Genomic DNA, 26,254 nt, shown 5'->3' on the forward strand with positions numbered 1-26,254 from the left:
TTACTATAACATGCGAATCAGCGGAGCGGACCATTTGAATCTGAAGAAGCGAAGCGTTCGCCTTTCCCACTGAATTTAACCCTTTAACGGGTTTATCCATTCTAAAAATTCAGTAGCAACAGCGATCGGAAGATCAAATGGACCGTGAAGCCGCTACACGCGGAAATGTACATTTTTAAGTTGAGGATTTTAAATACTAGGAGTGATACGATGTTTAAAAAGATAACGATTAAATCTGATGAGCGCGGGCTGCTGTTCAAAAAAGGAAGCTACCACAAGTTGTTGCACCCAGGAACTTACCTATTGAAGACATTTCAGCAGGAAGCAGTTGAAATTTTGAATGTAGCCGAACCATTTTTTGTACCTGATCATGACATTCGTTTGTTTTTGACAGATCCCCTATTGCTTGAGCAATTGAATGTCATTGATGTAGAGGACCATGAATATGTGTTGCATTATGAGGATAATCGATTTGTGGAGCTACTGACGGCAGGGAAATATGCTTTTTGGAACATGCTCAAGAAACATCGTTTTGTTCGTGCAGATACTCGGCAGCCTGCGATTGATAAGGCATTGGGGCAAGCATTCTTGTCCAAGACACCGGGCTTCTGGAAGGCACTTCAGGTGGGCAGCTATGAATTGGGATTTTTATATTACGATAATGTGTTGCAGGGTGAGCTGAAACCAGGAAAATATTATTTCTGGATGTCCACAGTGAATACAGAGATCAAAACGATAGATATGCGACAACAGCAGATGGACCTGATGGGACAGGAAATCATGACAGAGGACAAAATCACGCTGCGCCTCAACTTCGTCTGTCAGTACCGTATCATCGACCCGTTGCGGGCGTTGGAATTCCGGGCATACGAGGAACAAATGTATATTATGCTTCAACTGCTGCTACGCGAATACGTTGGCACGATGAAGCTGGATGATTTGCTGAAAATGAAGCAAGAGATTGCGGAATATGTTTTGACTCGACTGAATGAGCAGAGTGGCGAATATGGAGTGACTTTTACGTCAGCTGGGGTGAAGGATATTATTTTGCCGGGGGATATTAAGGATATTCTGAATACCGTGCTGTTGGCAGAGAAGAAGGCACAGGCCAACCTCATCACACGACGTGAAGAGACGGCATCCACTCGTAGTCTGCTCAATACGGCCAAGCTGATGGACGAGAATGCCACCCTCTATCGTCTTAAAGAACTGGAATTCATGGAAAAAATCTGCGAGAAGATTGGCACGATTTCGCTGACTGGCGGAAATACGTTACTGGAGCAGCTGAACACGCTGGTTCACATGAAAGAGGGGCAGGGACTCCAATAACTGAAAATACTCCCGAACGATGAGTGCAAGCCGGCTCAAGGTTTGGGAGTATTTTGCGTTTTAGTTCGTCTTGGTGGATGCAAGAAAAGCGTCCATATCGATCACCGGAATGAGGGTACCCTGATGCTCCATCACAGTAGGGAACAACTCGCGCTGCCACTCTTCCTCATTGCTTTGTAGCTGACTGTCCTCGGCAGAAGCCGTGTCCTCTACCTGATCGACAAGCAGAGCAATCTTCGCACGGCTGAGCAAAATCATTTTGTCCTCGGCGGAATCGCTTGATGCAGGAAGAAACAGCTTTTTGCGTAAATTAAGGATCGTAAATACGTTGCCGCGAATAGTCACCATTCCTTCATGCCACGCCTCGGAAAAGGGAAGAGGCGTTCCTTTTTTGGCATTCATGACTTCTTCTACTTCCACAAAGTTTAACGCGAACTTTTTGTCCGCCAGACTGCACACAATAAATTCAGACATAGCAATTCTCCTTACATATTCAGATAAGCCATCACAGGTTGTGAATGAGCGGTAAAATGGGTTAACTATTGCGTTTTGACAGATGGAACGATAAAGTTGAGGATGCGGTAAAGTAGTTGTAGTTAATCACAGAATATCACAAACGAGCAGTTAAATCTTCCAAATTAACAACTATACGGCCAAGGCGTGGCTTCAAGTTTCCCTTCATATATAATGTTTGGGACTAAAGCTGTGTCCGCTGGCACTACATTTTAAGATAAGCGGGTTGAGGTAGAATGGATCATGAAAAGCAGCGATTAAGTATCGAGGCAGCCAGATTATACTATCTAAACGACTACAGTCAGCAAGATATCGCGGTCAGACTCGGGGTTTCGCGTCCTACGGTATCGCGGTTACTGCAGGCTGCCAAGGAACAGGGATACGTGCGGATCAGTATTGTGGACCCGATGGAGGATATGGACGCGCTCGGAGAGCAGGTGAAGAAGAAGTACGGACTGGATACCGTGTTAGTCTGTTATTCGCCGTTAAATGAATATCAGGAGATCAAGAAGCATATTAGCAAAAAAGCAGCCGATTATTTGCATGAAACGGTACAGGATGCTGATATTATTGGAGTGACATGGGGAACAACGATGCATGCCGTAGCGCTTCATCTCCAGCAAAAGCAGGTCAAGGGAGTTGAGGTGGTTCAGCTCAAAGGAGGCGTGAGCCATTCGCATGTCAACACATATGCCGTGGAAACCGTGAATTTGTTCGCAGAAGCCTTTCATACCATAGCACGGTATTTGCCGCTGCCTGTGATTTTCGACAGTCACGCCGTTAAGAAAATGGTCGAGGAGGATCGGCATATCCAGCGTATCATTGAACTTGGCAAGCAGGCGAACATCGCTGTGTTTACGGTGGGTACGGTCAAGGAGGATGCATTGCTGTTCCGATTGGGCTATTTTAACGGAGAAGAGCAGAAGCTACTGCAAAGAATCGGCAAGGGCGATATTTGCTCGCGCTTTTTTGACGCTGAGGGCAACATATGCAGTCAGGAAATCAATAGCCGTACCGTCGGGATTGATTTGCCTGATTTGCGAAAGAAGGAGAAGTCCATTCTCGTCGCTGGAGGCCAGCGTAAAGTGGAGGCCATTCGGGCATCGCTGCGTGGCAAGTATGCGAATATTTTGGTGACAGATCAGTTTACGGCACAAGCACTTTTACAATAGAGCAAGTCTTTCTCAATCCAGCAAAATACACGGTTATGGCGTTTCCCTACAGGGTAATATGAATTGTGGGTGACGCCTTGCGCATAAGCTTGAACATAATTTCAAAATGTGTTTTACATATGTTCAAAGGCGTGCTATGATGGTCTCATCACAGAGAAATAAAGGACTTTTGTCTTCACACTATTTATCTAATGAAGGAGCTTTTAGATATGAACATTGCAGCATTAATCGACCATACATTGTTGCGTGCAGATGCGACGAAGGATGAATTTACGAAATTGACTGCCGAGGCAAAAAAATATCAGTTTGCTTCTGTATGTGTGAACCCGACATGGGTAGCTTATGCAGCAGAACAGCTCGCAGGCACAGGAGTAGCTATCTGTACAGTTATCGGTTTCCCGCTGGGAGCGAGCACGTCCGCAACGAAAGCATTTGAAACGAAAGATGCTATTGCTAACGGTGCGACTGAAATCGATATGGTTATTAACATAGGCGCTTTGAAGGCACGTGATGTACAGCTCGTCGAGCAGGACATCCGTGCGGTCGTGGAGGCAGCTGCCGGTACACTGGTAAAAGTGATTATCGAAACATGCCTGCTAACAGACGAAGAGAAGGTACTGGCATGTGAGCTGTCCGTCAAAGCGGGAGCGAATTTTGTGAAAACCTCGACAGGCTTCTCAACAGGTGGAGCTACTGCGGAAGATGTGGCTTTGATGCGCAAAACGGTAGGACCTGAGATTGGTGTCAAGGCTTCAGGCGGTGTACGCAGCCTGGAAGACGTGCAAAAATTAGTAGAAGCTGGCGCAAGTCGGATCGGTGCAAGTTCCGGTGTGAAGATCATCGAGGGCGAGCAGTCTACATCTTCCTACTAAGTTTATTTTAAAGTCATGGAGGGATTCGCGATGAAGGATCAATTGATTCAGAAAGCGCTTGAGGCGCGTAAACAGGCATACGTTCCGTATTCGAATTTTCAGGTGGGTGCTGCGGTTCTCGGAAGCGATGGCACGATTTATCACGGATGTAATGTGGAAAATGCCTCCTACGGCTTATGCAATTGTGCAGAGCGGACAGCGATTTTCAAAATGGTATCCGAAGGCTGCCGTCAAATTGATTCGATTGCGATAGTAGCTGATACGGAAGGGCCTGTGTCTCCATGTGGGGCCTGTCGTCAGGTTATTTCCGAATTTGCTCATCAAGATACCAAAATTTATCTGACAAACCTTCATGGCAACACGGAAGAGTGGACGGTGGATCAATTACTGCCGGGTGCTTTTCGACCTGCGGATCTGGGGAAATAAAAAAAAGAATGCCTCTTTGGAGCGCATTCTTTTTACGGGGAATGTAAGCGCTTAATGTAATGAGGGGGAAATTAAATGAAATATGTAATCGCTCTGGTGGGACTGCTCGTTGTATTTGCACTTACTTACGTTGCCAGCAGTGACAAGCGTAAAATCAGGTATCGTCCGCTGATAGTTATGGTTGTTTTGCAAGCAGCGCTTGCTTTCGTATTGCTGAATACAGGAATTGGCGAATTTCTGGTCAAAGGCTTTGCAAAAGGTTTTAATAGTCTTTTGGCATATGCAACTGAAGGGATTAACTTTGTTTTTGGCGGAATTGCGAATGAAGGAGCAGCACCGTTCTTTATCGGTGTACTGCTGCCAATCGTGTTCATATCTGCGCTGATTGGTATATTGCAATATGTAAAAGTGTTACCTTTTATTATTAAATATATCGGGCTTGTCTTGAGCAAAGTAAACGGAATGGGTAAACTGGAATCCTACAACGCTGTAGCTTCGGCTATCTTGGGTCAATCCGAGGTGTTTATTTCCGTTAAGAAGCAAATTGGTCTGCTGCCAAAACATCGGTTGTATACACTGTGTGCGTCTGCGATGTCTACGGTGTCCATGTCGATTGTGGGAGCTTACATGCAAATGTTAAATCCCAAATATGTGGTCACAGCTTTGGTATTGAACCTATTCGGCGGCTTTATTATCGCTTCCATTATTAATCCGTACAAGATTGAGAAGGAAGACGATTTACTGGAGGTTCAGGAGGAAGAGAAGCAGTCCTTCTTCGAAATGCTCGGGGAATATATTATGGACGGTTTCAAGGTTGCTATTACGGTAGCTGCAATGCTGATCGGTTTTGTGGCGCTGATTGCCATGGTTAACGGGATTTTCTCTTGGTTGTTTGGAATCAGCTTTCAGGCGCTGCTTGGATATGTGTTTGCGCCTTTCGCTTTTGTCATGGGTATTCCGTGGAACGAAGCCGTTCAGGCGGGCAGCATTATGGCTACCAAACTCGTGTCCAACGAATTCGTGGCCATGCTTGATCTGACCAAGCAAACAGGCTTGTCGGAGCGCACGGTCGGGATCGTATCGGTATTCCTCGTATCCTTTGCTAACTTCTCATCCATCGGTATCATTTCCGGGGCTGTGAAGGGTTTGCATGAAAAACAAGGAAATGTGGTGGCCCGCTTTGGTCTGAAGCTGTTGTACGGGGCAACGCTGGTTAGCGTGCTGTCGGCAACGATTGCAGGGTTGTTTTTGTAAAAAAAACAGCGAGTTAGGAAAGGATTTTTATGATGTCTAAATTCAAACGAATTCACTTGGTGGTTATGGACTCGGTTGGTATCGGCGAAGCGCCGGATGCTGCCCAGTTTGATGATTACGATGTAGATACACTCGGTCATATTGCCCGCGAACGCGGTGGTCTAAAGATGCCGAATATGGGTAAGCTCGGTCTATCCAATATTCGTTCCATAGAAGGTGTGGCAGCGGCCGACAAGCCGCTTGCGTATTACACTAAGATGCAGGAAGCGTCCAATGGCAAGGATACGATGACGGGTCATTGGGAAATCATGGGCTTGAATATTGCTGTTCCTTTCCGTGTATTTCCTGATGGGTTCCCGGATGAGCTGATTCAGCGCATTGAGGAGCACACAGGCCGCAAAGTTATTGGCAATAAGCCGGCCAGCGGAACGGAAATCATGGATGAGCTGGGCGAAGAACACGTGAAAACTGGAGCGCTCATCATCTATACCTCGGCGGACTCTGTGCTGCAAATTGCGGCGCATGAGGAAGTTGTACCTTTGAAAGAGCTCTATGAGATTTGCGAGTTCTGCCGTAAAATCACGCTGGAAGATCCGTACATGCTGGGTCGCATTATTGCACGTCCGTTCGTAGGCGAGGCAGGGAACTTCTCTCGTACCTCCAACCGACATGATTATGCGCTCAAACCGTTTGGTCGCACCACCATGAACGAGCTGAAGGATGCAGGTCTAGATGTGATCGCCTTGGGTAAAATCTCCGACATTTATGACGGTGAGGGTGTGACGAAGGCGGTGCGTACGGTGTCCAATATGGACGGCATGGATAAGCTGGTGGCTACGCTCGATGAGGATTTCACCGGATTAAGTTTTCTGAATTTGGTGGACTTTGACGCTGTATACGGTCACCGTCGTGATCCGCAGGGGTATGGTCAAGCCTTGGACGATTACGATGCGCGTCTGCCAGAGGTTTTTGCCAAAATGACCGATGACGATCTGCTAATCATCACTGCGGACCATGGGAATGACCCGACGTATCGGGGAACGGATCACACCCGCGAATATGTACCTTTGCTGGCATATTCCCCGCGTTTTACAGCTGGGGGCAAGGAGCTTGCGGTTCGTAAAACCTTTGCTGATATTGGAGCGACCGTGGCGGATAACTTTGGTGTGAAACTGCCTGAACACGGAACGAGCTTTTTGGCAGACCTTCAGTAATCAAGGACCAGCAAGAGTACAAGCAGGATTACTAGTAACGATATAAATAACGATACAAGCATGGACAAATGGGACGGAGGAATAAAAAAACATGAGTGTACACATTGGAGCCAAACCCGGAGAAATTGCAGAAACGATTTTGCTGCCAGGAGACCCGTTACGGGCTAAGTTTATTGCTGAAACGTATCTGGAGGACGTGACCTGCTACAACGAGGTTCGCGGAATGCTCGGATTCACGGGGACGTACCAAGGCAAACGCCTATCTGTACAGGGAACCGGGATGGGGCTGCCATCTATCAGTATTTATGTCAACGAACTGATTAGCGAATATGGTGTGAAAAACCTGTTCCGCGTGGGTACATGCGGCGGAATGAAGGAGCATGTGCACGTTCGTGACGTCATTTTGGCACAGGCATCCTGTACGGATTCCGGCATGAACCGCCATATCTTTGGCGGCTACGATTACTCGCCGATTGCCAGCTTCAATCTATTGAAGGGCGCTTATGATCGCGGTGTTGCCAAAGGCTTGAACATGCATGTCGGCAATGTATTCAGCTCAGACAGCTTCTACCGTGATGACAAATCAGTGGTACAAAAGCTGATGGAATACGGCGTGCTGGGTGTAGAAATGGAAACTTCGGCTTTATACACGTTGGCAGCCAAGTTTGGTGTAAACGCACTGACGATTCTGACGGTAAGCGATCATTTGCTGACGGGGGAAGAAACGACCGCAGAAGAACGGCAAACAACTTTTAAAGAAATGATGGAAGTTGCACTGGATACAGCAGTATCTCTGTAAACGATCATACGCACAGTGAGGAGAAATGACATATGAGAATGGTAGACTTGATTGAGAAAAAACGTGACGGAAAAGAACTGAGTACAGAGGAAATTAATTTTATTATCCAAGGCTACACTCAGGGTGAAATTCCTGATTATCAAGTCAGTGCATTGGCGATGTCCATTTTCTTCAAAGATATGACTGAACGCGAACGCGCTGATCTGACGATGGCGATGGTTCATTCGGGTGATACCATTGATCTGTCCGCGATTGAAGGTGTAAAGGTCGATAAGCATTCCACTGGCGGTGTGGGTGATACGACAACGCTGGTACTGGCTCCGCTCGTAGCGGCCTTGGATATTCCGGTAGCCAAAATGTCAGGCCGCGGCCTCGGACATACCGGAGGAACGATCGACAAGCTGGAAGCTATTGCAGGCTTCCACGTCGAAATCAGCAAGGACGAATTTGTGGATTTGGTGAATCGCAGCAAAATTGCGGTCATCGGACAAAGCGGCAACCTGACACCTGCGGACAAAAAGCTGTATGCCTTGCGTGACGTTACAGCGACGGTCAACTCGATTCCGCTGATTGCCAGCTCGATTATGAGTAAGAAAATCGCTGCCGGCTCCGATGCCATCGTGCTTGATGTAAAAACAGGTGCAGGCGCATTTATGAAAACCGTAGATGATGCCAAAGCACTGGCACATGCTATGGTGAGCATCGGTAACAATGTGGGTCGCAAAACGATGGCAGTCATTTCCGATATGAGTCAACCGCTGGGTCTGGCCATCGGTAATTCGCTGGAAGTGAAAGAAGCGATTGATACGCTGCGTGGCGAAGGACCAAAAGATCTGGAAGAGCTGTGTATGGCTTTGGGCAGTCAGATGGTGTTTTTGGCAGGGAAAGCAGAATCTCTCGAAAACGCCAAAGAGAAGCTCAAAGAAGTCATTCGCAATGGCAAAGCACTTGAGAAATTCAAAGAGTTTATTGCGAATCAGGGCGGTGACGCTTCTGTAGTGGATCATCCTGAACGCTTGCCGCAAGCACAGTATCTTATTGAGGTGCCAGCGAAGCAGGACGGTGTGGTAGCTGAAATCGTGGCTGACGAAATCGGTACCGCAGCGATGTTGCTTGGAGCAGGACGTGCGACCAAAGAATCCGAGATTGATCTGGCTGTAGGCTTGATGCTGAACAAAAAGGTCGGGGATGCTGTTCAAAAAGGCGATTCACTGGTTACTATCCATGCGAACCGTGAAGATGTAGCCCAAGTGCTGGAGAAAATCTACGCCAACATCCGTATTGCGGATCACGCGGAAGCGCCAGTACTAATCTACGGAACAGTGACAGAGTAAGCGATAAGCCATATTTATAAAGTCGTGTTGAGTGTCTTTGATCAAGTTTGAAAAATATGACAGCCGGACTCATAATAGATATGAGTTCGGCTTTTTTTATTGTAAGGCCGAGGGTTGCACAGAGGGGGAGAGACATGTTCAGATTATACAGCGATGTCCGGGGAGCAGCCTATGAAAGACTGATTGATTATGCTATGGAACGGGCAGACACGTTTATGCTGGGCATACATAAATGGGCGACAGAGGATGAGAATGGAGTGATCGACCAGGATGTCCTGTTCAAGGAATTGTTACAGCAATTGAATCCTTTTATGCTGTCCACACACTCCTATGAGGAAATTAGGGGCATCCATTCCATTGCCTACACACAAGGAACATTTTACCGATACCAGTGTGCGCCCGAGGCAGGGGGATTATTAAAGCAGGCGGCGTCTAGTTTGTTTTCCTGGGTACATCCCCAATTACCTGAGGATTTGTGCTTCCAGAATGCGGAGGGAAGGGATTGGATCATTAACATAGCTCACGAACGAATAGGTGGACTAAACATGGCTACAGAAGAAGCGGATGAATTGGAGAAGCTTATACCTGGTGTGTTTATTCACAAACCTGAATATCATCAGAATATAGATATTTTTCTGGACGATGCTATTCGGCATCAACCGGATCGAGTAGAGCTTATGGGGTTTGGCTTGAGGGAGATACCGGAACGGATTAGAGAATTGTATTCCCTGAAGCATCTGACTATTTTCGAGCAGGATATACGAACACTACCGCACGCTTTGTTCGAATTGGAATCGTTGGAGTCACTGACGATACAAGTAGCGGATTTGGAAGAGCTACCCGCTGACATTGCCAAGCTGACCCATCTCAAAAACCTGAGGATCAGCTGTGGATGCTATGATCGTCCGGCCCCAGATTTCAAAGTGATTCCCAAGGCGGAGCTGGTATTTCGGCATTTGCCTCCTGAAATCGGAGAGCTGCAACAACTGGAGTATCTGGATATCCAGTATAGCGGAATCCGTACGTTGCCTCCTGAATTACAAAACCTGAAAAATCTACGCTCCTTGAACATTGTGAATGGATTCATCGAATCGGCACCCGATTTTATATATAAAATGACCTGGCTGAATCGCTTCCTTATAGAAGATAAGCCGTTCCATCTGTGCAATCACGGTGACGACTGAAGGAAAGATAAGAAGAGGAGGAAATCAAATGGTGGAGAGGAACGCAAGTTATACATCAGTATCAAGAATACAGGTAAGCAACCCATACAATACAAGCTCAATAGTGCGAATGGATTAGACTTGCAAGGTACAACGAGCGGGTTTTCCAGCCGAACGTTGCAGCCGGGAGAACGCCACGATCTGGTGTTTGTAAAGCCAGAGGGACAGGATGAAGCTGCAAATGACTCCTTAAAAGAGATGATTTTAAAAGTAAGTACGGACGATGGATCGCAAGGAAACGTTAAAACCTTCGCATATATTACACTGTAAGCTCCTTCCAGAAAGGGCACGACATGCGGTCATTAGTCTACTTATGTTACAATAGAACGGTTGAAGACTTAATGAACAGAATAGGTCAGAGCAGAAAGCAGAAAGGATGACCCGTTGTGCCCAAAAACCATGAATTCGGTAATCAAAAGATGTCACGGAGGCTGTCACTCACAGCCATTTTACTTACACTTACCTTTGTAGCACTTACTGGCTGTGGTCAGGATAAGAATGCTGAAACCATTGATACTGGAAGCAGTACAAGCGTGATCGAGAACGGAGCCGGTGGTAGTCGTAGCGGTTCAGCCCAAAGTGACAAAACAGCGAAAGAGAGCAAGAGTGCAGAAAACAGCGGTACTGATGCACAAAAATCAACTCCTTCGGCTCCATCTGCTTCATCAGATACATCTTCTTCTCCGGCAACCTCCAATCCATCGCAAAATCCATTTGAGGTAGCAGGTATTCAAGATCCTAAAGCGTTTTTGAACACGTTCAAAGCGCTGCAGAAGGCAGTTGCCGACAATGACAAGGAAAAAGTGGCCAATTATATTTTGTACCCTCTGCGTGTTAATGATAGTGAAAAGTCGCTAACGATTCCGAATAAGAAAGATTTTATGGCCAAGTATGATCAGATTTTTACGGACGCAATTCGCGAGGCGCTGGTGAATCAAAAGACAGATGATTTGTTTGTTAATTATCAGGGAGTCATGGTGGGATCGGGTGAACTGTGGTTGAGAAGAGCTACGGACAATCCGAAGCTTTTTGGAGTCTTTTCGATTAATCTTGAAACGGTTGCCAACTAAGTCGTACTTCGTGTGTAAATGACCTCTAAACGGTCGGAAACATATATAATGTTTCTGACTGCCCCCCCTTAAAGAAAGAAAAGTCCAGATGATACATACCAAAAAAAGGTTTGACATCACTCCTAAACTCTCGTATTATATCCATATAACTCATTAAACAGGTAGGAATTAAAGAATTAATGTATGATCTCGCCATTTTGGCGGAGAACCTCTAGGAACAGCAGGCAGACACTGTCCACGTGACAGGTTTGACCTATCAGGGCTGCATCAGGGAATTCTCCGCTCTTTTTTTGATTATGTCTGTCAATAACAGGCGTAAATGAATACAAATTACATAGAATTCGGGGTGTCTTGATGAAGAGGCAATGGAAAAGTGGACTTATTCTCGGACTATCTTTGGTTTTAACGATTATGCTAAGCGCTTGCGGGGCAAGCAAGGGAGGGACGCAGGCGGATGGTAGCTCTGCTGCCGGTTCCAAGGACGTGGAGTTACTCAATGTTTCTTATGATCCGACCCGTGAGCTGTATGAGGCATATAATAAAGCATTTGCCGCCCATTGGGAGAAGGAGAAAGGGCAGAAGGTTACGATCAAGCAATCTCACGGAGGATCTGGCAAGCAAAGTCGTTCTGTGCAGGACGGACTGGACGCGGACGTGGTAACTCTGGCCCTGGGTTATGATATTGATGCGCTACAGGAAAAAGGACTCGTTAAAGAGGGGTGGCAAAGTAAATATGAGCATAACAGCGCCCCGTACACTTCAACCATCGTGTTACTGGTACGCAAAGGGAACCCGAAAGGGATTAAGGACTGGGACGATTTAATCCGTGGCGATGTGCAAGTTATTACACCGAATCCTAAAACTTCGGGTGGAGCACGTTGGAACTATCTTGCAGCCTGGGCCTATGCGCTCAAGAAGAACAATAACGATGAAGCCAAGGCCCAGCAGTTTGTACAGGAGCTGTATAAGCATGTGCCGGTACTGGATAGCGGAGCACGTGGAGCGACAACGACTTTCGTAGAGCGTGGAATTGGCGATGTACTGATCGCTTGGGAAAATGAAGCACTGCTCTCGGTGAAGGAGCTGGGTGCGGACAAATTCGATATCGTGTATCCGTCGATCAGTATTTTGGCGGAACCACCGGTAGCGGTAGTTGATAAGGTGGTAGATAAAAAAGGTACACGCGAGGTGGCGGACGCATACCTGAAATATTTGTACAGTGAAGAAGGGCAGACCATTGCTGCCGAAAATTATTATCGCCCAACACTGGAGAGCGTGACGGCAAAGTTCAAGGATCAATTTCCTAAATTGGAGCTCGTGACCTTGAAGGATGTATTCGGGACATGGAAGGAGACGCAGCAGAAGCATTTCAGCGACAAGGGCATTTTTGACCAGATTTATGTACCCGGCAGTTCATAAAATAGGTGGACTGTGTAGGGATTGGGTCGGTAGCCGCAAGTGTCATAGTGAATGGATTCAGAGAGGGATGGACAGAACATGAGTCAAGTGCAAGCCACTCGAAAACGCGTACTTCCCGGGTTCGGGTTAACAATGGGTTATAGTGTGCTGTATCTCAGTCTGGTGGTGCTGGTGCCTTTATCGGCACTGCTTCTGAATTCAACTGGACTGACGTGGGAGAAATTTTGGGACGTGGCGACTGATGTCAGGGTGCTGGCTTCCTACAAGGTAAGCTTTTTGTGTGCTGCGGCTGCGGCGCTGATCGACCTGTTTCTCGGTTTATTGATAGCTTGGGTGCTGGTGCGTTATGAGTTTCCGGGAAAACGACTTTTTGATGCGGTGATTGATCTGCCCTTTGCTTTGCCTACTGCGGTAGCAGGGGTTGCTTTGACTGCTCTGTATGCACAGAACGGCTGGATCGGTTCATTGTTTGAACCGCTTGGATGGAGGATGGCGTACTCACAGACGGGGATTACGCTAGCATTGATGTTTATTGGCATTCCGTTCGTTGTACGGACAGTGCAGCCGGTGCTGGAGGAGCTGGACAAGGATGAGGAGGAGGTCGCTGCTACGCTGGGAGCTGGCAGATGGCGTATCTTCTGCAGCGTTATTGTACCGGAGCTGGTGCCACCGCTGCTGACGGGTTTTGCGCTCGCCTTTGCCCGTGGCATTGGCGAGTATGGTTCTGTCGTCTTCATCTCTGGCAATATGCCGATGAAGACGGAAATTGCTCCACTGCTCATAATGTCCAAGCTGGAGCAAAATGACTATGCAGGAGCTACGGCAGTAGCGTTGATGCTGTTGGTAATTTCATTCTTGCTGTTACTCGTGATTAACAGCATTCAGCGCTGGTCACGACGGCGTACTGCCTAAACGCAACTGTCTAATGTGACTATCTAATGTTAACATGCAGGGCTGCGCATGATATCCACGTTCTAAGGAGGGATAGATTATGTCACAAGCGATAACTGGGCAGGAGCTTGCTTCTGCACCAGTGCCTTCATCTGCACCGCCCAACAGGGTCACGACCGAGGCCGCTTGGGTGAAGTGGACGCTGATTGGTGCTGCTTTTTTAGCTTTGCTCTGGGTGCTGGTATTGCCGCTAATCGTCGTGCTTACCGAAGCACTCAAGCAAGGATGGGGCGTATACGTCGAAGCGTTACGGGACCCGGATGCCATGTCCGCATTGCGGTTGACGCTGCTGGTGGCAGCGATAACGGTACCGCTGAATACGGTATTTGGTGTAGCTGCCGCTTGGCTGATCACGAAATTTCAATTTCGCGGCAAAGGCTTGCTGGTCACCTTAATTGATTTACCCTTTGCCATCTCTCCTGTCGTCGGAGGGCTGATGTATGTATTAGTGTTCGGCGCACAGGGCTGGCTTGGACCGTGGTTGGACGAGCATGATATTAAAATTATATTTGCTTTGCCTGGTATTATTTTAGCGACGCTGTTCATCACCTTTCCATTTGTGGCGCGAGAACTCATTCCAATGATGGAAGATCAGGGACAGCAGGAGGAAGAAGCGGCGGTCATGCTGGGCGCGCGCGGCTGGCGCATTTTCTGGAAAGTGACGCTGCCAAACATCAAGTGGGGTCTGCTGTATGGCATCATTTTGTGTAATGCGCGAGCCATGGGTGAGTTCGGTGCAGTGTCCGTCGTTTCTGGACATATCCGTGGAGAGACGAATACACTGCCGCTGCATGTAGAAATTTTGTATAACGAATATCAGTTCTCGGCATCTTTTGCGGTGGCCTCGTTGTTGTTGTTACTTGCTCTGGCAACCTTGGTACTTAAAAGCTGGTTTGGACGCAAACGCGTGCATTAATTTATGATTTTGTATATGATCCCTCAGGGCCTCTCTTTGCGTCTATCGTCTGTTAACGGCGAGAAGATGGGAAGAGAGGCCCTTGTTCTAAGGTGGCTTATATGGATAATAAAATGATCATATCAAGGCACGTTGGTGTGCCCAGGAGGAGCGAAGGGAAAAATGAAACATCCGTTTCAGTCCTACCGTCAGCTGTTTCCAGTGCTATCCTCACATATCCATGTAGGAAGCTGTTCCCAGGGGGCCGTATCGAGGCCGGTTTCCGCTGCCATTGAGGAATATCATCGAAGTTTGCTGCAACACGGTCATAACGGCGATCTATCTATGGCACGTTTGGAGGAGGCCAGAGGGCATTTTGCCAAGCTCATCGGGGCGGAGTCTGACGAAATTGCGGTCCTGTCCTCAGCCTCTGAGGCGATTGCTGGGGTGGCTACAGCCCTTCCTTATGTACCGGGAAAAGAAGGCATTGTGTATGCGGACACCGACTTTCCGACGGTGGGACACATCTGGCAGGCACAGGAGATGTTCCATGATCACATCTGCTGTATCCCCTCCATCGAGGGAGAAGTGACGATAGAGCAGTATGAGGAGCATGTTACGGAGAAAACTGCGCTCGTTATGGTGTCACAAGTGAACTATACCAACGGATTTCAGCAGGATTTAAAATCCATTGCAGATATAGCTCACCGAAATCAGGCGTTGCTGTTTGTGGATGCTTATCAGTCTGCAGGGATCGTTCCAGTGGACGTTAAGGCAATGGGCGTAGATATTTTGGTCGCGGGAGCCCGCAAATATATGCTGGGAATTCCGGGCGTGGCTTTTCTTTATGTAAGCAAGGACCGAATAGACCGCTTCAAGCCCCGTCTTACAGGCTGGCTTGGGCAGGAGCCTGCTTCCCGGTTTGATATTGCTCACCCGTTTCCGGCGGCGGGAGCCCGACGCTTTGAGACGGGATTGCCTTCTTTTATTAGCATTTTTGCCGCCAATGCGGCTTTAAAGCTGCTGCTAGAGATTGGAGTCACGAATATTCAGGCCTATATGAGTGAGTTGTTGGATTTTTCCGTTGAATATGGACGGCGCAAAGGGCTACACATACGTGTACCTTACAGGGGAGGCACATTACCAAGCTTGCTCGCTGTTGAAGTAGCCGACGTGTCGGCTGTGGAGAGGAATTTGAGAAGCCAAAATATGATCGTTTCAGCACGAAAGGATGTTATCCGTGTGGCTCCTCATTTTTACAATACGGCTGAGGAAGTCCGACGGGTCATAGATGAATTGGCAGGGAGACGTTGAACGACAAAAGCCTCTTCCGAGTGAATGGGAGCATGACATGTCCCTTTTTACACAGGAGAGGCTTTTTGGGCGTTTAGAGTTCTAATTATACGATCCGTTTGCGCAGCCAGCCGGAAATCAGATCCGTCAAAATGATCAGAACCACAATGCCTAGCAAAATAACGCCTACACGGTTCCAGTTGCGCATTTGGAGTGCAAATAGTAGCGGAGTACCGATACCACCTGCACCGACCAGACCGAGCGTGGTAGCAGAACGGATATTAATTTCAAAACGGTAAAGCGAATACGAAAGAAACTGTGGAATCACCTGTGGTAGCACGGCGAAGAAGATCACCTGCCAACGATTGGCACCGCACGCGATCAAAGCTTCCTGTGGCCCGTGATCGACACTTTCGATCGTTTCCGAGAAAAGCTTCGCCAGCATGCCGATGGAGTGAATGCCGAGGGCAAGCACACCCGCAAACGAGCCGGGTCCAACGGCTTTGATAAACAAGATGGCGACGATCATTTCGGGAAATACCCGGATGACACTAAGCACAAATTTCCCGCTACCCGATAAGGGACGCAGACGGGTCATATTGCTGGACGCCCAAAAGGCGAACGGAAGGCAGACAAATGCGGATACGAAGGTTCCGAGCACTGAAATGACCAGCGTATCCAGCAACCCGCGCAGCAAATCCTCTCCTTCAGGGATGTAGACGAACGACCAGTCGGGATGAAGGAAGCCGTCCAATATAGCGACAGAGACACTTTTAGCCGTCCCCTGTAATCCTTCAAACTGCATCCCGCGAAAAGCCCAAATATAAATGATGATTAGCAGAATAGCTATCGCCCATAGGCGCAGGCGGGAGCCAATAGGTCTGCGAAGCGTAGGATCATTCATAATAATTTCCTCCGTAGCAGGTTACTGCCGTAATCAATCGCAAGGACGATGACGAGGGTCAGTAGAATAATGATGCTTGCCCGATCATATCGGAACAGCCCCAGAGAACGGTCAAGCAACAGACCGATACCGCCAGCCCCGACCAGGCCCAGAACGGAAGCTGCGCGTACATTAACCTCAAAGGTATACAGCAAGTACGACACAAAATAAGGAAGAGCCTGCGGAACCACACCAAAGGCGATGACTTGAATGCGGCTCGCGCCAACAGCGGTCATGGCTTCCAGCGGCCCGGGATCAATGGCTTCAATCGCCTCAAAGGTCAGCTTGGCTATGATGCCAAAGGAGAAGAAGAGCAGGGCGAGCATCCCTGCAAACGGCCCGATGCCGAACACCGCCACAAAGATCGAAGCAAACAGCAAATCGGGAATCGTCCGTACTAGATTCAGGATCGTGCGCATCGGCAGCGAAATCAGCTTGCGCGGCATCACATTATAGGCACACAGCAACGCGACAGGGATCGCCAATATGGCTCCCAGTGTCGTGCCAACAATGGCGATCTGGATCGTTTCCAGCATCGGTTTCCAGATGGTAGGCAAGTAGCTCCAGTCGGGTGGAAACATTTCACCCAACAATTTGCCCATCTCCGGCAAGCCGACGATCAACTGGTACGGTGTGGCATCCGTATGAATGGAGCAGGCTACCAGCACCACGATAAAAATCATCCAGGTGGCATAACGCTTGTAACGTCCTGGCAAAGGTGGCCCTGCGGGCGTCTTGCCAGGCTGCGGCGGTCCAGCATGCGGTGACGGTTGCGTCGAAGAGAGCGGCTGGGCAGTAGAGTCGGGCTTCATGATCCCACTCCCAGCAGCTCATCATGCTTGATGGCCCGGCCGTAGATCTCCGCAAAGGCCTCATCCGTAGCCTCCTCCGGTGTGCCGTCAAAGACCACTTCCCCGGCGCGCAATCCGATGATCCGCGTTGCATATTCGCGCGCGAGATCAATGAAATGCAGATTGACGATGGTCGTAATCTGCATTTCACGGTTGATCCGCTGAAGGTCATCCATGACCTGGCGGGTGGTCAGCGGATCCAGCGATGCGACAGGCTCGTCCGCCAGAATGATTTTAGCCTCCTGCGCCAGAGCACGGGCGATGGATACGCGCTGCTGTTGGCCACCAGACAGCTCATCTGCCCGGCTGTAGGCCTTTTCGCGGATGTTCACGCGCTCCAGCGCTGTTAGTGCCAGTTCGATATCTTCCTTCGGAAAGAGGCCGAGAATGGTTCGCAGCGTTGAATGATAGCCGACGCGGCCGGAAAGTACATTGCGGAGCACCGTCGAACGCTTAACCAGATTGAAACTTTGAAAGATCATGCCGATATCACGGCGAATGCGCCGCAGCTCGCTGCTTCCAGCAGACGTGACGGACCTGCCACCCACGACAATGTCGCCGGACGTAATGTCATGCAGTCGGTTAATGGAACGCAGCAGGGTAGACTTACCTGCACCGGATAAGCCGACAATGACGACCATTTCTCCCTCCTGAATCGTCAAATTAATATTGTTCAACCCTTTGGTGCCATTCGGGTATGTTTTCGATACGTTACGGAATTCGATCATATGCTCCCAACTTTCTCCCCCGATGGGGTGGAATGAAAACAACACCGCCATGAATACATGGACGGTGCTGCCCTGTCATTCGTAAAGCCTGTTTCGTAGCTGTTACTTCATTAAAGTACCTTGTTTGTTCCGATTACTTAACCGCTTGACCAACGGCTTCGGCGTATTCACGCACAGAGTCGAAGTTTTTATCGTCGCCCTTTTCATAACCTACATGGGTGTAAATCTCTTTAATGATTTCGCCGCCTGCAGGATCTTTGGCGATGTCAATAAAGGCTTGGCTGATCTTGTCTCTCCACGCTTGATCCATATCAGAACGTACGCTGACGGTATCATTTGGAATTTTAGCTGTGTAATGAATGACGCGAGTTTTTTCAAATACATCCGGGATTTCCTTCTTCACCGTGTTACGTGCATCCTGGAAAACAGCTACCGCATCAACTTGACCGTTCAGCAACGCCAGAATAGCAGCATCGTGGCCTTTGATTGTCACACCCTGCACATCCGTATCCGGGTCCACGCCAGCTTTTTTCAGCTCTGCTGCAGGGTACACGTAGCCTGCGGAGGAGGTTACATTTTGCCAGCCAACCTTCTTGCCTTTCAGATCAGCTAGACTTTGAATCGGAGAATCCTTTTTCACCACGATCATTGCTTTATAAAAGTTTACTTTTTCAGTCGTGTCCTTACCTGTAGCATCTTCAATTCCGTAGCGTTGAGCTTGCAACAGCAAGTCGGCTGCTTTACGGTTATCGTGGGCCAGTACATAAGCATTCGGCGGAAGGAATCCTACATCTACCTGTTTGGAAGACATGGCTTCCACAATCGTATTGTAGTCAGGAGATACCGTTACTTTCACCGGGATTCCAAGCTTGTCACCCAGTAGATTTTCGAGCGGTTTGGCTTTGGCTTCGAGCGTATCTGCATTTTGAGAAGGAACGAACTGTACCTTTAACTCCTTAGGAACATAGGCTGTGCTTTCGTTTTTAGAGCCATCTGTACCCGGAGTGGACGCGCTGTTGTTATTGCTTGCATTGGAGCCACAAGCGGCTAGACCCGCTGCCAGTGTGAAGGTCATGCACAAGGTCAGTGCTTTTTTGAACAAAATAATTTCCCCCTAAACATAGTGATAACGATAATAAAAAACCTGTAAATGCTGTGACAAACCAAATCTTAACAGCTAGTCCCGTAGCTAGGGTAAAAACCACTCCTGACTTTGGTAAAAATGATGTAAAATTTATCGTATGCTTAAAACCATTTTCTGGATTTATGCAAAATACTTATTTTAACATTCTCTTAACAGTGCTCTGTTAGACTTGTTCAAGCTCTATGACCGAAGCTGAGGGAGAGAACAAGATTGGATATTTTGGATATTAACGAAAAGGCAGACCAGGACAATGTAAGCCTTGTGAGAGTGAAATTCCGCATTATGGTTACAACCGATTTGCATGTCAGCTTGTGGAATTACGATTATTATACGGATCAGGAGACGCTGCATTACGGTCTGGCGCAAACAGCCAGCTTGATTCAAATAGCCCGGGCGGAGGTACCCAATCACCTGCTGCTGGATAACGGAGATGTGATTCAGGGGAATCCGATGGGAGATTATGCTGTACAGCGAATCCAACAGGACCCAGGCGCGGTGCATCCCGCCTATAAAGCTATGAATCTGCTTGGGTATGAGGCAGGCAATATCGGGAATCATGAATTTAACTATGGACTGGAATACTTGCAGACTTGCCTTCGAGGAGCGCAATTTCCTTATGTGAATGCCAACATTTATATAGCGGGAGAACAAGAACGAAATTACTTTACACCTTATCTATTGCTGGATAAGACGGTAGAGGATGAAGCAGGTGGTAAGCATCTGTTGAAGGTGGGAGTCATCGGCTTTGTCCCTCCGCAAATTATGCAATGGGACAAGGCGTGGCTGGAGGGGAAAATCATCGTCAAAGATATGCTGGAAACGGCAAGACGGTTTATTCCACAAATGAAGGCGGCGGGAGCCGATCTCATCATTGCTATGCCCCATGCAGGCTTTGAGGATATTCCCGAAACGCTTGATATGGAAAATGGGGTGCTGCATCTGAGCAGGGTGGAAGGGATCGATGCCATTGTGTTTGGTCATGCACATAAAGTATTTCCCGGACCTTCGTTTATGGGGAAAACAGGTGTTGATGTAGAGCGAGGTACCATCCACGATATCCCAGCAGTGGAGCCGGGCTTTTGGGGGGATCATCTGGGTATCATTGATCTGGAGCTGACCTTTAGTGGAGAGAAGTGGCAAGTGGCTGCATCTGCTGCCGAGGTACGCCCGGTGTATGATCCGATACGCAAGGAAGCGCTGGTACAACCGGATACTGCCATTCAGCTGGCGGTAGCAGAAGAGCACGCCGGAACACTGGAGTATATTCGTGCACCTGTAGGTCAGACGACGGTGGCGGTGAACAGCTTTTTTGCTCAGGTGATGGATGATGCTTCGGTTCAGCTCGTGAATGATGCGCAAATGTGGTATGTGAAGCAGCAGATGCAAGGGAGCGAGCACGAAGGATTGCCCGTTCTGTCGGCAGCAGCTCCTTTTAAAACAGGTGGCAGATATGGCCCATCGTACTATACCCATATTCCGGCGGGGACGTTGGCGATCAAGCATATCGCCGATCTGTACAATTTTCCGAATACGTTGCATGTCGTTCGGCTGAGCGGAACGGAAATCCGGGAATGGCTGGAGTGGTCTGCTGGACAATTCCGGCAAATTGATCCTTCAGCAGAACAAGAGCAAGAGCTGATTAATTCTGATTTTCCAAGCTTTAATTTCGATATCATCGACGGCATCAGGTATCAGATTGATGTAACACAGCCAGCCAGATATGATGCTGACGGGGGCCTAAAGGACCCAGATGCACACAGAATCATTCAGATGTCTTTTGATGACGAACCGATGGATATGCAGCGAAATTATCTGGTTGTTACGAATAACTATCGCGCGTTTTCCTCTGCGCTGGTCAATCCGGGTGGAGAGCGAATCATACTTGCTTCACCGGATGAGAACCGTCATGTGCTGACTGAATACGTGCGGCATATGAAGACGTTGACGCCAAAAGCTGATGGCCATTGGTCCCTCGCCCCATGGTCAGGGCGTCCGCATGTGACCTTCCTGACCTCACCGCAAGCAACGGATGCCGCTAATGCCTATTCGGAGTTGCTTTATGAAGGGTTAACGGTAGAGGGATACGCTAAGTTTGCCCTCGATTTCGGACGTTCACGGTAAAACTGCTAACTTGTTTTTGTCCTATAAGTCCACAGCATCAAAATAATAGAAAAAGACTGTCCCACAGAGGACGGTCTTTTTTCATAAAACAGTTTTAAAATCGTACAAAATTCGTGATTTTATATGTCCTGAGTCGTATTTAAAGTTATTGACCTCTCGTATAAATAGACATATACTTTGATTAAACAAATTTTGGTTTAAAAGGTAATGAAAAAGTCACCATCATTCGTTTGAGGGGGTGTCCCTTTGGAAAAAAACACCACGATCCGCGCAGAAATAGAAAAGTATATTCAAAGTGAAGGCATTTCAATGCAATGTTTTGCAGATGCTTCCAAGGTAAATCCGGGTACACTTAGCGGTATACTTAACCGGAACCCACCACGGCCGATCTCAGTCAATCAGCTGGATTTGATTACCGAGGCCATGGGATTGGAAGAAGGATCTTTGTTCGAGATGTATGTTGATGAATGTTTTATTCATTCCTTACCACACTGGAGAAGGTTGCGTCCGTTTCTCCTGCGTTGCTCAGAGTTGAACAAGCTGGAGTGTATACGCAGTGTACTTGGCTATTTGATGGACGATTTATCGAACGTTCCTGCTATTTTTGAGACCGCAGAAGCGATGTTTGAGGATGGCAGACATGAAGCTTCCATGCTTCTGTATGATTGTGTCATCGAGAGTGAAAAGTATACCCACTCTGAACGATTGGCGATCAGCTATTTCCGTATATTCCAGATTCAGATTAAGGATAACCAACGGAACTTGAAGGCTGCTGTACAATTCCATTTGTACCGTAGTCGTCTACCGGAAATTTACGCACTGGAAGGCTTACATATGCTATCTCAAGTGTTTGCTTTAAAAATGCAATGGTCCGAGATGGAAATGTATGCGGACGAGCTAAGAGAGCTGGCGCAGGCATTGTATCGCAATCGGAACCGTTTTGGAGATGAGCACCTGGAGCTGCTTAAGCCGCTCGTTTATTACTATGCTCAGGGGCATCTGCTCAAGGCCAGTTGCTATGAGTTTCAGGGTAGATATGAGGAATCCAAGCAATGGATTGAAGGTTATGCAGATTTGAGCTGGTTTGAGGGTTTAGACGAGGAAGGCTGGAAAGTGGTCAACCTACATCGTGTATATGCACAGGGCAACCGACTTTGTATTGAAATTAAAATGGGCAACACTTCTGCAATCTATGATTATATTACTTACCTGCGTGAGCATCCGGATGAGACACTGGAGGGCTTGAACACCTTGCTCGAATCAGCGAACCGGTTTGGTTATTTCGTGGATGCCGAACTGGGACTATTTAGTCAGCAACTCAAAAGCTTTTGGCAGCTTGCACCGGAACGATGGGACACTCATTATCGCAAGCACTTTAACGCATTTCGCTTTGCATCCTTTTGTAAGGTGTATGCGGAATACTATTTCCGAAAAGGCGATTACCCCGAGGGAGTGGGACAAACACTGCATTGCTTGCAACTGTCTGTCGATAATAGCTATACAGAACATATCATTGGTTGTATGGCTTTATTTGAGCAGCATCGGAATTTTGCTACACTGGAACAGCAGCAGTTGTATCAGAGTCTGTGCTTAGGCGTACGTGCAAATGAAAAGAATCATGCCTATGATCATAGTACCGGTGGGTATTTATAATTCTAAATTTCATTCGAATTCTTCATATAACACGTTATTGCGAGGATGTTCCTGTTTCAAAAGGGGATGTTCTCGTTTTTTAGCTACTGTCGTCGCCTGTGACTTTTAGCATAGAGAGGACCGTTTTGCGCGTTGACAAGTTTCGCGAGCGGGATTAGGATAAATGCAGCACAGAAAGTGAAGGAGAGCATGTACAAATGACGATTCCCAAAACATTAACGATAGCCGGCTCCGACACAAGCGGTGGAGCGGGTATTCAGGCAGACCTGAAAACCTTTCAGGAGCTTGGCGTATATGGCATGACCGTATTGACAACCGTAGTAGCGATGGGTCCTAAAACCTGGGATCATCTTGTATATCCTGTTGCGTTGGATGTGGTAGAAGCGCAGCTGCGTACTGTATTGGAAGGTATCGGTTTTGATGCGATGAAAACAGGTATGCTTGGTTCCGTTGAAATTATCGAGCTGGTAGCCAGTCATTTGAAAAAGCATGATCTGAAGCGGATCGTAATTGACCCGGTCATGGTCTGCAAAGGCACGGATGAAGTGCTCCAGCCGGAAAATACAGAGGCGATGCTGGAATTGTTGATTCCTGGCGCTGACCTGGTAACACCGAACTTGTTCGAGGCTTCGCAACTGGCGAAGAATGGACCGATCACGACACTGGAGCAGATGCAGGAAGCAGCTGCAACTATCCATGAGCGTGGAGCTAAGCATGTACTGATCAAGGACCGTGGCAAAATTCGCGCAGGTAAAGCGATGGATCTGCTATATGACGGAATCACTTTTGACTGGTTTGAAGCCGATGTTGTAAAAACAAACTTTACCCACGGTGCAGGCTGCACCACTTCGGCAGCGGTAACGGCTGGTTTGGCTCAAGGGCTGACTGTACGTGAAGCAGTGGATCAGGCCAAGAGATTCATTACACAGGCCATTGAAGGTAGCTTCAAGCTGAATGAATTCGTCGGTCCGACTTTGCATGCGGCACATCGTTTGCAAAATCAATAAAGCATAAAGGTCTGCGATCTTAGAAAGACTTATAAATCTCCATCAGGCTGAATATATATTAGATTGTTTTAGACCATGACTTTTTTGATATATAGAGTTAGATGAGGCTCAAGAGCCGCAATACATGGTATTGCGGCTCTTGAGGTTGTATTTTTTTGGAATTATAGCTTCCAGTTTGGTCTAAGCGTACTGTATAATAGGCATCAGATTTATTATATTTAAGGAGGAACCGAAGCAATGACATTATTCAGCCAAATGGCTTACAGCCGACCAGAGCAACCTGAAATTGAACAGCGGTTTAAAACGCTGTTGCAGCAGTTTCGTGAAGCGGACAGCGTAGAACGTCAAAATGAAGTGATTCATGCGATTAACAAGCTGCGCAGTAACGTGGAAACGCAATTGCAATTGGTGGAAGTTCGGCACTCCATTAATACGGAGGACGCCTTTTACAAAGCGGAGCAAGAGTACGCTGATGATTTCATGCCGGTTATTCAGGAGTATGTAACCGATTACTACCGTGCATTGGTGGATTCTCCATTCCGAACCGAGTTGGAGAGTCAATGGGGCAGTCAGCTTTTCAGTATTGCCGAAGTAGCACTCAAGTCGTTCCATCCGGATATTATTGAGGATTTGCAGCAGGAAAATAAGCTGACCTCGGAGTATGCTCAATTGATTGCTTCAGCGAAGATCCCGTTCGAGGGAGAAGAACGCACATTGTCGCAGCTCCTGCCTTTTGAAATGGCTACCAACCGGGAGACGCGCAAACAAGCCTCCGAGGCTAAATATCAATTTATGAGTGAGCATGAGGACGAGCTGGACCGGATTTATGATGAACTGGTGAAGGTGCGCACGCGCATGGCACACAAGCTGGGCTATGACAACTTCGTAGAATTGGGCTATGCTCGCTTGGGACGTACAGATTACAATGCCAAAATGGTAGCCAATTTCCGCGAGCAGGTGCTGAAGCACATCGTTCCTCTGGCAACCAAGCTGAAGGAACGCCAGCGCGAACGGATCGGAGTAGATCAGCTTCGCTATTATGACGAGGGCTTCAACTTCCTGTCAGGCAATCCTACGCCTAAAGGTGACCCGGAGTGGATCATTCGCAATGGAGCACGTATGTATGAGGAACTTTCAGCGGAAACACATGAATTTTTCAGCTTTATGATTGAACGTGGATTGATGGATTTGATCAGCAAAAAAGGCAAGCAAAGCGGAGGCTATTGTACATTTTTGAGCGAATATGGCACGCCGTTTATTTTCTCCAATTTCAATGGTACATCCGGGGATATCGACGTATTGACGCATGAAGCAGGTCATGCCTTCCAGGTCTATGAAAGCCGACATTTTGAAATTCCTGAGTACCATTGGCCAACTATGGAGGCGGCTGAGATCCACTCTATGAGCATGGAGTTTTTCGCATGGCCTTGGATGAATCTGTTCTTCGAAGAAGATACGGACAAATATCACTTTGAACATCTATCTTCATCGTTGCTGTTCGTGCCTTACGGCGTAGCCGTGGACGAATTCCAGCATGCCGTATACGAACATCCAGACTGGACCCCAGCCGAACGTAAAAGCGCATGGCGCTCCATTGAACGTAAGTATAAACCGCATCTGGATTATGAAGGCAACGAGTATCTGGAGCAGGGCGGGTTTTGGCACAAACAGGGTCATATTTTTCAATCCCCGTTCTACTATATTGACTATACACTCGCGCAACTGTGCGCGTTCCAATTCTGGAAACGCATGAGTATCGACCGGACAGCTGCGTGGGAAGATTATTTGAAGCTATGCCGTGCCGGGGGAAGTCGCTCTTTTACCGGATTGGTTGAGTTGGCTGGACTAATCTCGCCTTTCCAAGATGGCTGTATCGCCTCTGTAATCGGAGAAATCGAAGCATGGCTGAACAGTGTGGATGATAAAAAGCTGTAAGCATAACTAAAAAGGGCATTTCGCTTACCTGTCAAAGCTGAAAAGCTTGCAGATGAGATCCTTTTTAGAATGAAAATAGAACAGTTGCACGAAAAAAGCCGGGAACCT

At 47.8% G+C, this 26,254-nt stretch carries 24 protein-coding genes; 19 read left to right on the plus strand and 5 right to left on the minus strand.

Annotated elements, in window-relative coordinates:
* Positions 1–210 precede the first annotated feature (210 nt).
* Positions 211–1,329, plus strand: a complete 1,119-nt coding sequence (locus NSS66_RS22555; RefSeq protein WP_104495595.1) for a slipin family protein — start codon at positions 211–213, stop codon at positions 1,327–1,329.
* Between the two features lie 60 nt (positions 1,330–1,389).
* Here NSS66_RS22555 and NSS66_RS22560 read toward each other — a convergent pair whose 3' ends face one another.
* Entirely contained in the window at positions 1,390–1,803 is a 414-nt protein-coding gene (locus tag NSS66_RS22560; protein WP_023990387.1) for a chemotaxis protein CheW, read from the minus strand.
* Positions 1,804–2,078: 275 nt separating this feature from the next.
* On the opposite strand from NSS66_RS22560, the gene NSS66_RS22565 reads away from it, so the two are divergent.
* The 14 genes from NSS66_RS22565 to NSS66_RS22630 all read left to right on the plus strand — a co-directional run bounded on the left by NSS66_RS22565 (position 2,079) and on the right by NSS66_RS22630 (position 15,785).
* The gene (locus NSS66_RS22565; protein ID WP_023990386.1) at positions 2,079–3,014 is read left to right on the plus strand and encodes a sugar-binding transcriptional regulator; all 936 of its coding nucleotides are present in this window, start codon (positions 2,079–2,081) and stop codon (positions 3,012–3,014) included.
* A 209-nt stretch (positions 3,015–3,223) separates the two neighbouring features.
* Positions 3,224–3,886 carry a deoxyribose-phosphate aldolase gene (gene deoC, locus NSS66_RS22570; RefSeq protein ID WP_025722509.1) on the plus strand — a complete coding sequence of 221 codons (663 nt, stop codon included), beginning with the start codon at positions 3,224–3,226 and terminating at the stop codon, positions 3,884–3,886.
* A gap of 30 nt (positions 3,887–3,916) precedes the next feature.
* Positions 3,917–4,312 (plus strand): cytidine deaminase, encoded by a 396-nt coding sequence (locus NSS66_RS22575; RefSeq protein WP_023990384.1) that lies wholly within the window; start codon positions 3,917–3,919, stop codon positions 4,310–4,312.
* Between the two features lie 75 nt (positions 4,313–4,387).
* Complete coding sequence (locus NSS66_RS22580; protein ID WP_023990383.1) at positions 4,388–5,566, plus strand: NupC/NupG family nucleoside CNT transporter; 1,179 nt, start codon at positions 4,388–4,390, stop codon at positions 5,564–5,566.
* 29 nt (positions 5,567–5,595) lie between these two features.
* Positions 5,596–6,780, plus strand: a complete 1,185-nt coding sequence (gene deoB / locus NSS66_RS22585) for a phosphopentomutase (protein WP_193217090.1) — start codon at positions 5,596–5,598, stop codon at positions 6,778–6,780.
* Positions 6,781–6,871: 91 nt separating this feature from the next.
* Positions 6,872–7,579 (plus strand): purine-nucleoside phosphorylase, encoded by a 708-nt coding sequence (gene deoD, locus NSS66_RS22590; protein WP_023990381.1) that lies wholly within the window; start codon positions 6,872–6,874, stop codon positions 7,577–7,579.
* Between the two features lie 32 nt (positions 7,580–7,611).
* Positions 7,612–8,913 (plus strand): pyrimidine-nucleoside phosphorylase, encoded by a 1,302-nt coding sequence (locus NSS66_RS22595; protein WP_028541785.1) that lies wholly within the window; start codon positions 7,612–7,614, stop codon positions 8,911–8,913.
* A 134-nt stretch (positions 8,914–9,047) separates the two neighbouring features.
* On the plus strand, positions 9,048–10,097 hold the full coding sequence (locus NSS66_RS22600) for a leucine-rich repeat domain-containing protein (RefSeq protein WP_076295669.1): 1,050 nt from the start codon (positions 9,048–9,050) through the stop codon (positions 10,095–10,097).
* A gap of 120 nt (positions 10,098–10,217) precedes the next feature.
* On the plus strand, positions 10,218–10,406 hold the full coding sequence (locus NSS66_RS22605) for a hypothetical protein (RefSeq protein ID WP_226887835.1): 189 nt from the start codon (positions 10,218–10,220) through the stop codon (positions 10,404–10,406).
* A 116-nt stretch (positions 10,407–10,522) separates the two neighbouring features.
* Positions 10,523–11,206, plus strand: a complete 684-nt coding sequence (locus NSS66_RS22610; protein ID WP_053326131.1) for a hypothetical protein — start codon at positions 10,523–10,525, stop codon at positions 11,204–11,206.
* A gap of 354 nt (positions 11,207–11,560) precedes the next feature.
* Positions 11,561–12,625, plus strand: a complete 1,065-nt coding sequence (locus NSS66_RS22615) for a sulfate ABC transporter substrate-binding protein (protein WP_023990376.1) — start codon at positions 11,561–11,563, stop codon at positions 12,623–12,625.
* Between the two features lie 78 nt (positions 12,626–12,703).
* On the plus strand, positions 12,704–13,537 hold the full coding sequence (cysT, locus tag NSS66_RS22620; protein WP_053326130.1) for a sulfate ABC transporter permease subunit CysT: 834 nt from the start codon (positions 12,704–12,706) through the stop codon (positions 13,535–13,537).
* 79 nt (positions 13,538–13,616) lie between these two features.
* Entirely contained in the window at positions 13,617–14,492 is an 876-nt protein-coding gene (gene cysW / locus NSS66_RS22625; RefSeq protein WP_013312030.1) for a sulfate ABC transporter permease subunit CysW, read from the plus strand.
* Positions 14,493–14,654: 162 nt separating this feature from the next.
* On the plus strand, positions 14,655–15,785 hold the full coding sequence (locus NSS66_RS22630) for an aminotransferase class V-fold PLP-dependent enzyme (protein ID WP_071558218.1): 1,131 nt from the start codon (positions 14,655–14,657) through the stop codon (positions 15,783–15,785).
* 85 nt (positions 15,786–15,870) lie between these two features.
* On the opposite strand, the gene phnE (NSS66_RS22635) is transcribed toward NSS66_RS22630, so the two are convergent.
* From phnE (NSS66_RS22635) to NSS66_RS22650, 4 genes are all read right to left on the minus strand, one after another.
* Positions 15,871–16,668: a phosphonate ABC transporter, permease protein PhnE gene (gene phnE / locus NSS66_RS22635; RefSeq protein WP_013312028.1), complete on the minus strand. Its 798-nt coding sequence runs from the start codon at positions 16,666–16,668 to the stop codon at positions 15,871–15,873.
* The gene (gene phnE, locus NSS66_RS22640) at positions 16,665–17,519 is read right to left on the minus strand and encodes a phosphonate ABC transporter, permease protein PhnE (protein WP_034095097.1); all 855 of its coding nucleotides are present in this window, start codon (positions 17,517–17,519) and stop codon (positions 16,665–16,667) included. The genes phnE (NSS66_RS22635) and phnE (NSS66_RS22640) overlap by 4 nt, the downstream gene beginning before the upstream one ends.
* Positions 17,516–18,286 carry a phosphonate ABC transporter ATP-binding protein gene (gene phnC, locus NSS66_RS22645; RefSeq protein WP_023990372.1) on the minus strand — a complete coding sequence of 257 codons (771 nt, stop codon included), beginning with the start codon at positions 18,284–18,286 and terminating at the stop codon, positions 17,516–17,518. The genes phnE (NSS66_RS22640) and phnC overlap by 4 nt, the downstream gene beginning before the upstream one ends.
* A 133-nt stretch (positions 18,287–18,419) precedes the next feature.
* The gene (locus tag NSS66_RS22650) at positions 18,420–19,388 is read right to left on the minus strand and encodes a phosphate/phosphite/phosphonate ABC transporter substrate-binding protein (RefSeq protein ID WP_025722520.1); all 969 of its coding nucleotides are present in this window, start codon (positions 19,386–19,388) and stop codon (positions 18,420–18,422) included.
* A gap of 252 nt (positions 19,389–19,640) precedes the next feature.
* On the opposite strand from NSS66_RS22650, the gene NSS66_RS22655 reads away from it, so the two are divergent.
* From NSS66_RS22655 to NSS66_RS22670, 4 genes are all read left to right on the plus strand, one after another.
* Complete coding sequence (locus NSS66_RS22655; RefSeq protein ID WP_076160685.1) at positions 19,641–21,551, plus strand: bifunctional 2',3'-cyclic-nucleotide 2'-phosphodiesterase/3'-nucleotidase; 1,911 nt, start codon at positions 19,641–19,643, stop codon at positions 21,549–21,551.
* A 246-nt stretch (positions 21,552–21,797) separates the two neighbouring features.
* Positions 21,798–23,204, plus strand: a complete 1,407-nt coding sequence (locus NSS66_RS22660) for a hypothetical protein (RefSeq protein ID WP_023990369.1) — start codon at positions 21,798–21,800, stop codon at positions 23,202–23,204.
* A 197-nt stretch (positions 23,205–23,401) separates the two neighbouring features.
* Positions 23,402–24,211, plus strand: a complete 810-nt coding sequence (gene thiD, locus NSS66_RS22665; RefSeq protein WP_068938273.1) for a bifunctional hydroxymethylpyrimidine kinase/phosphomethylpyrimidine kinase — start codon at positions 23,402–23,404, stop codon at positions 24,209–24,211.
* A gap of 237 nt (positions 24,212–24,448) precedes the next feature.
* Entirely contained in the window at positions 24,449–26,146 is a 1,698-nt protein-coding gene (locus NSS66_RS22670; RefSeq protein WP_023990368.1) for a M3 family oligoendopeptidase, read from the plus strand.
* Positions 26,147–26,254: the final 108 nt, after the last annotated feature.

Source organism: Paenibacillus sp. FSL R10-2748 (assembly GCF_038005565.1).
Taxonomy (GTDB): domain Bacteria; phylum Bacillota; class Bacilli; order Paenibacillales; family Paenibacillaceae; genus Paenibacillus; species Paenibacillus polymyxa_B.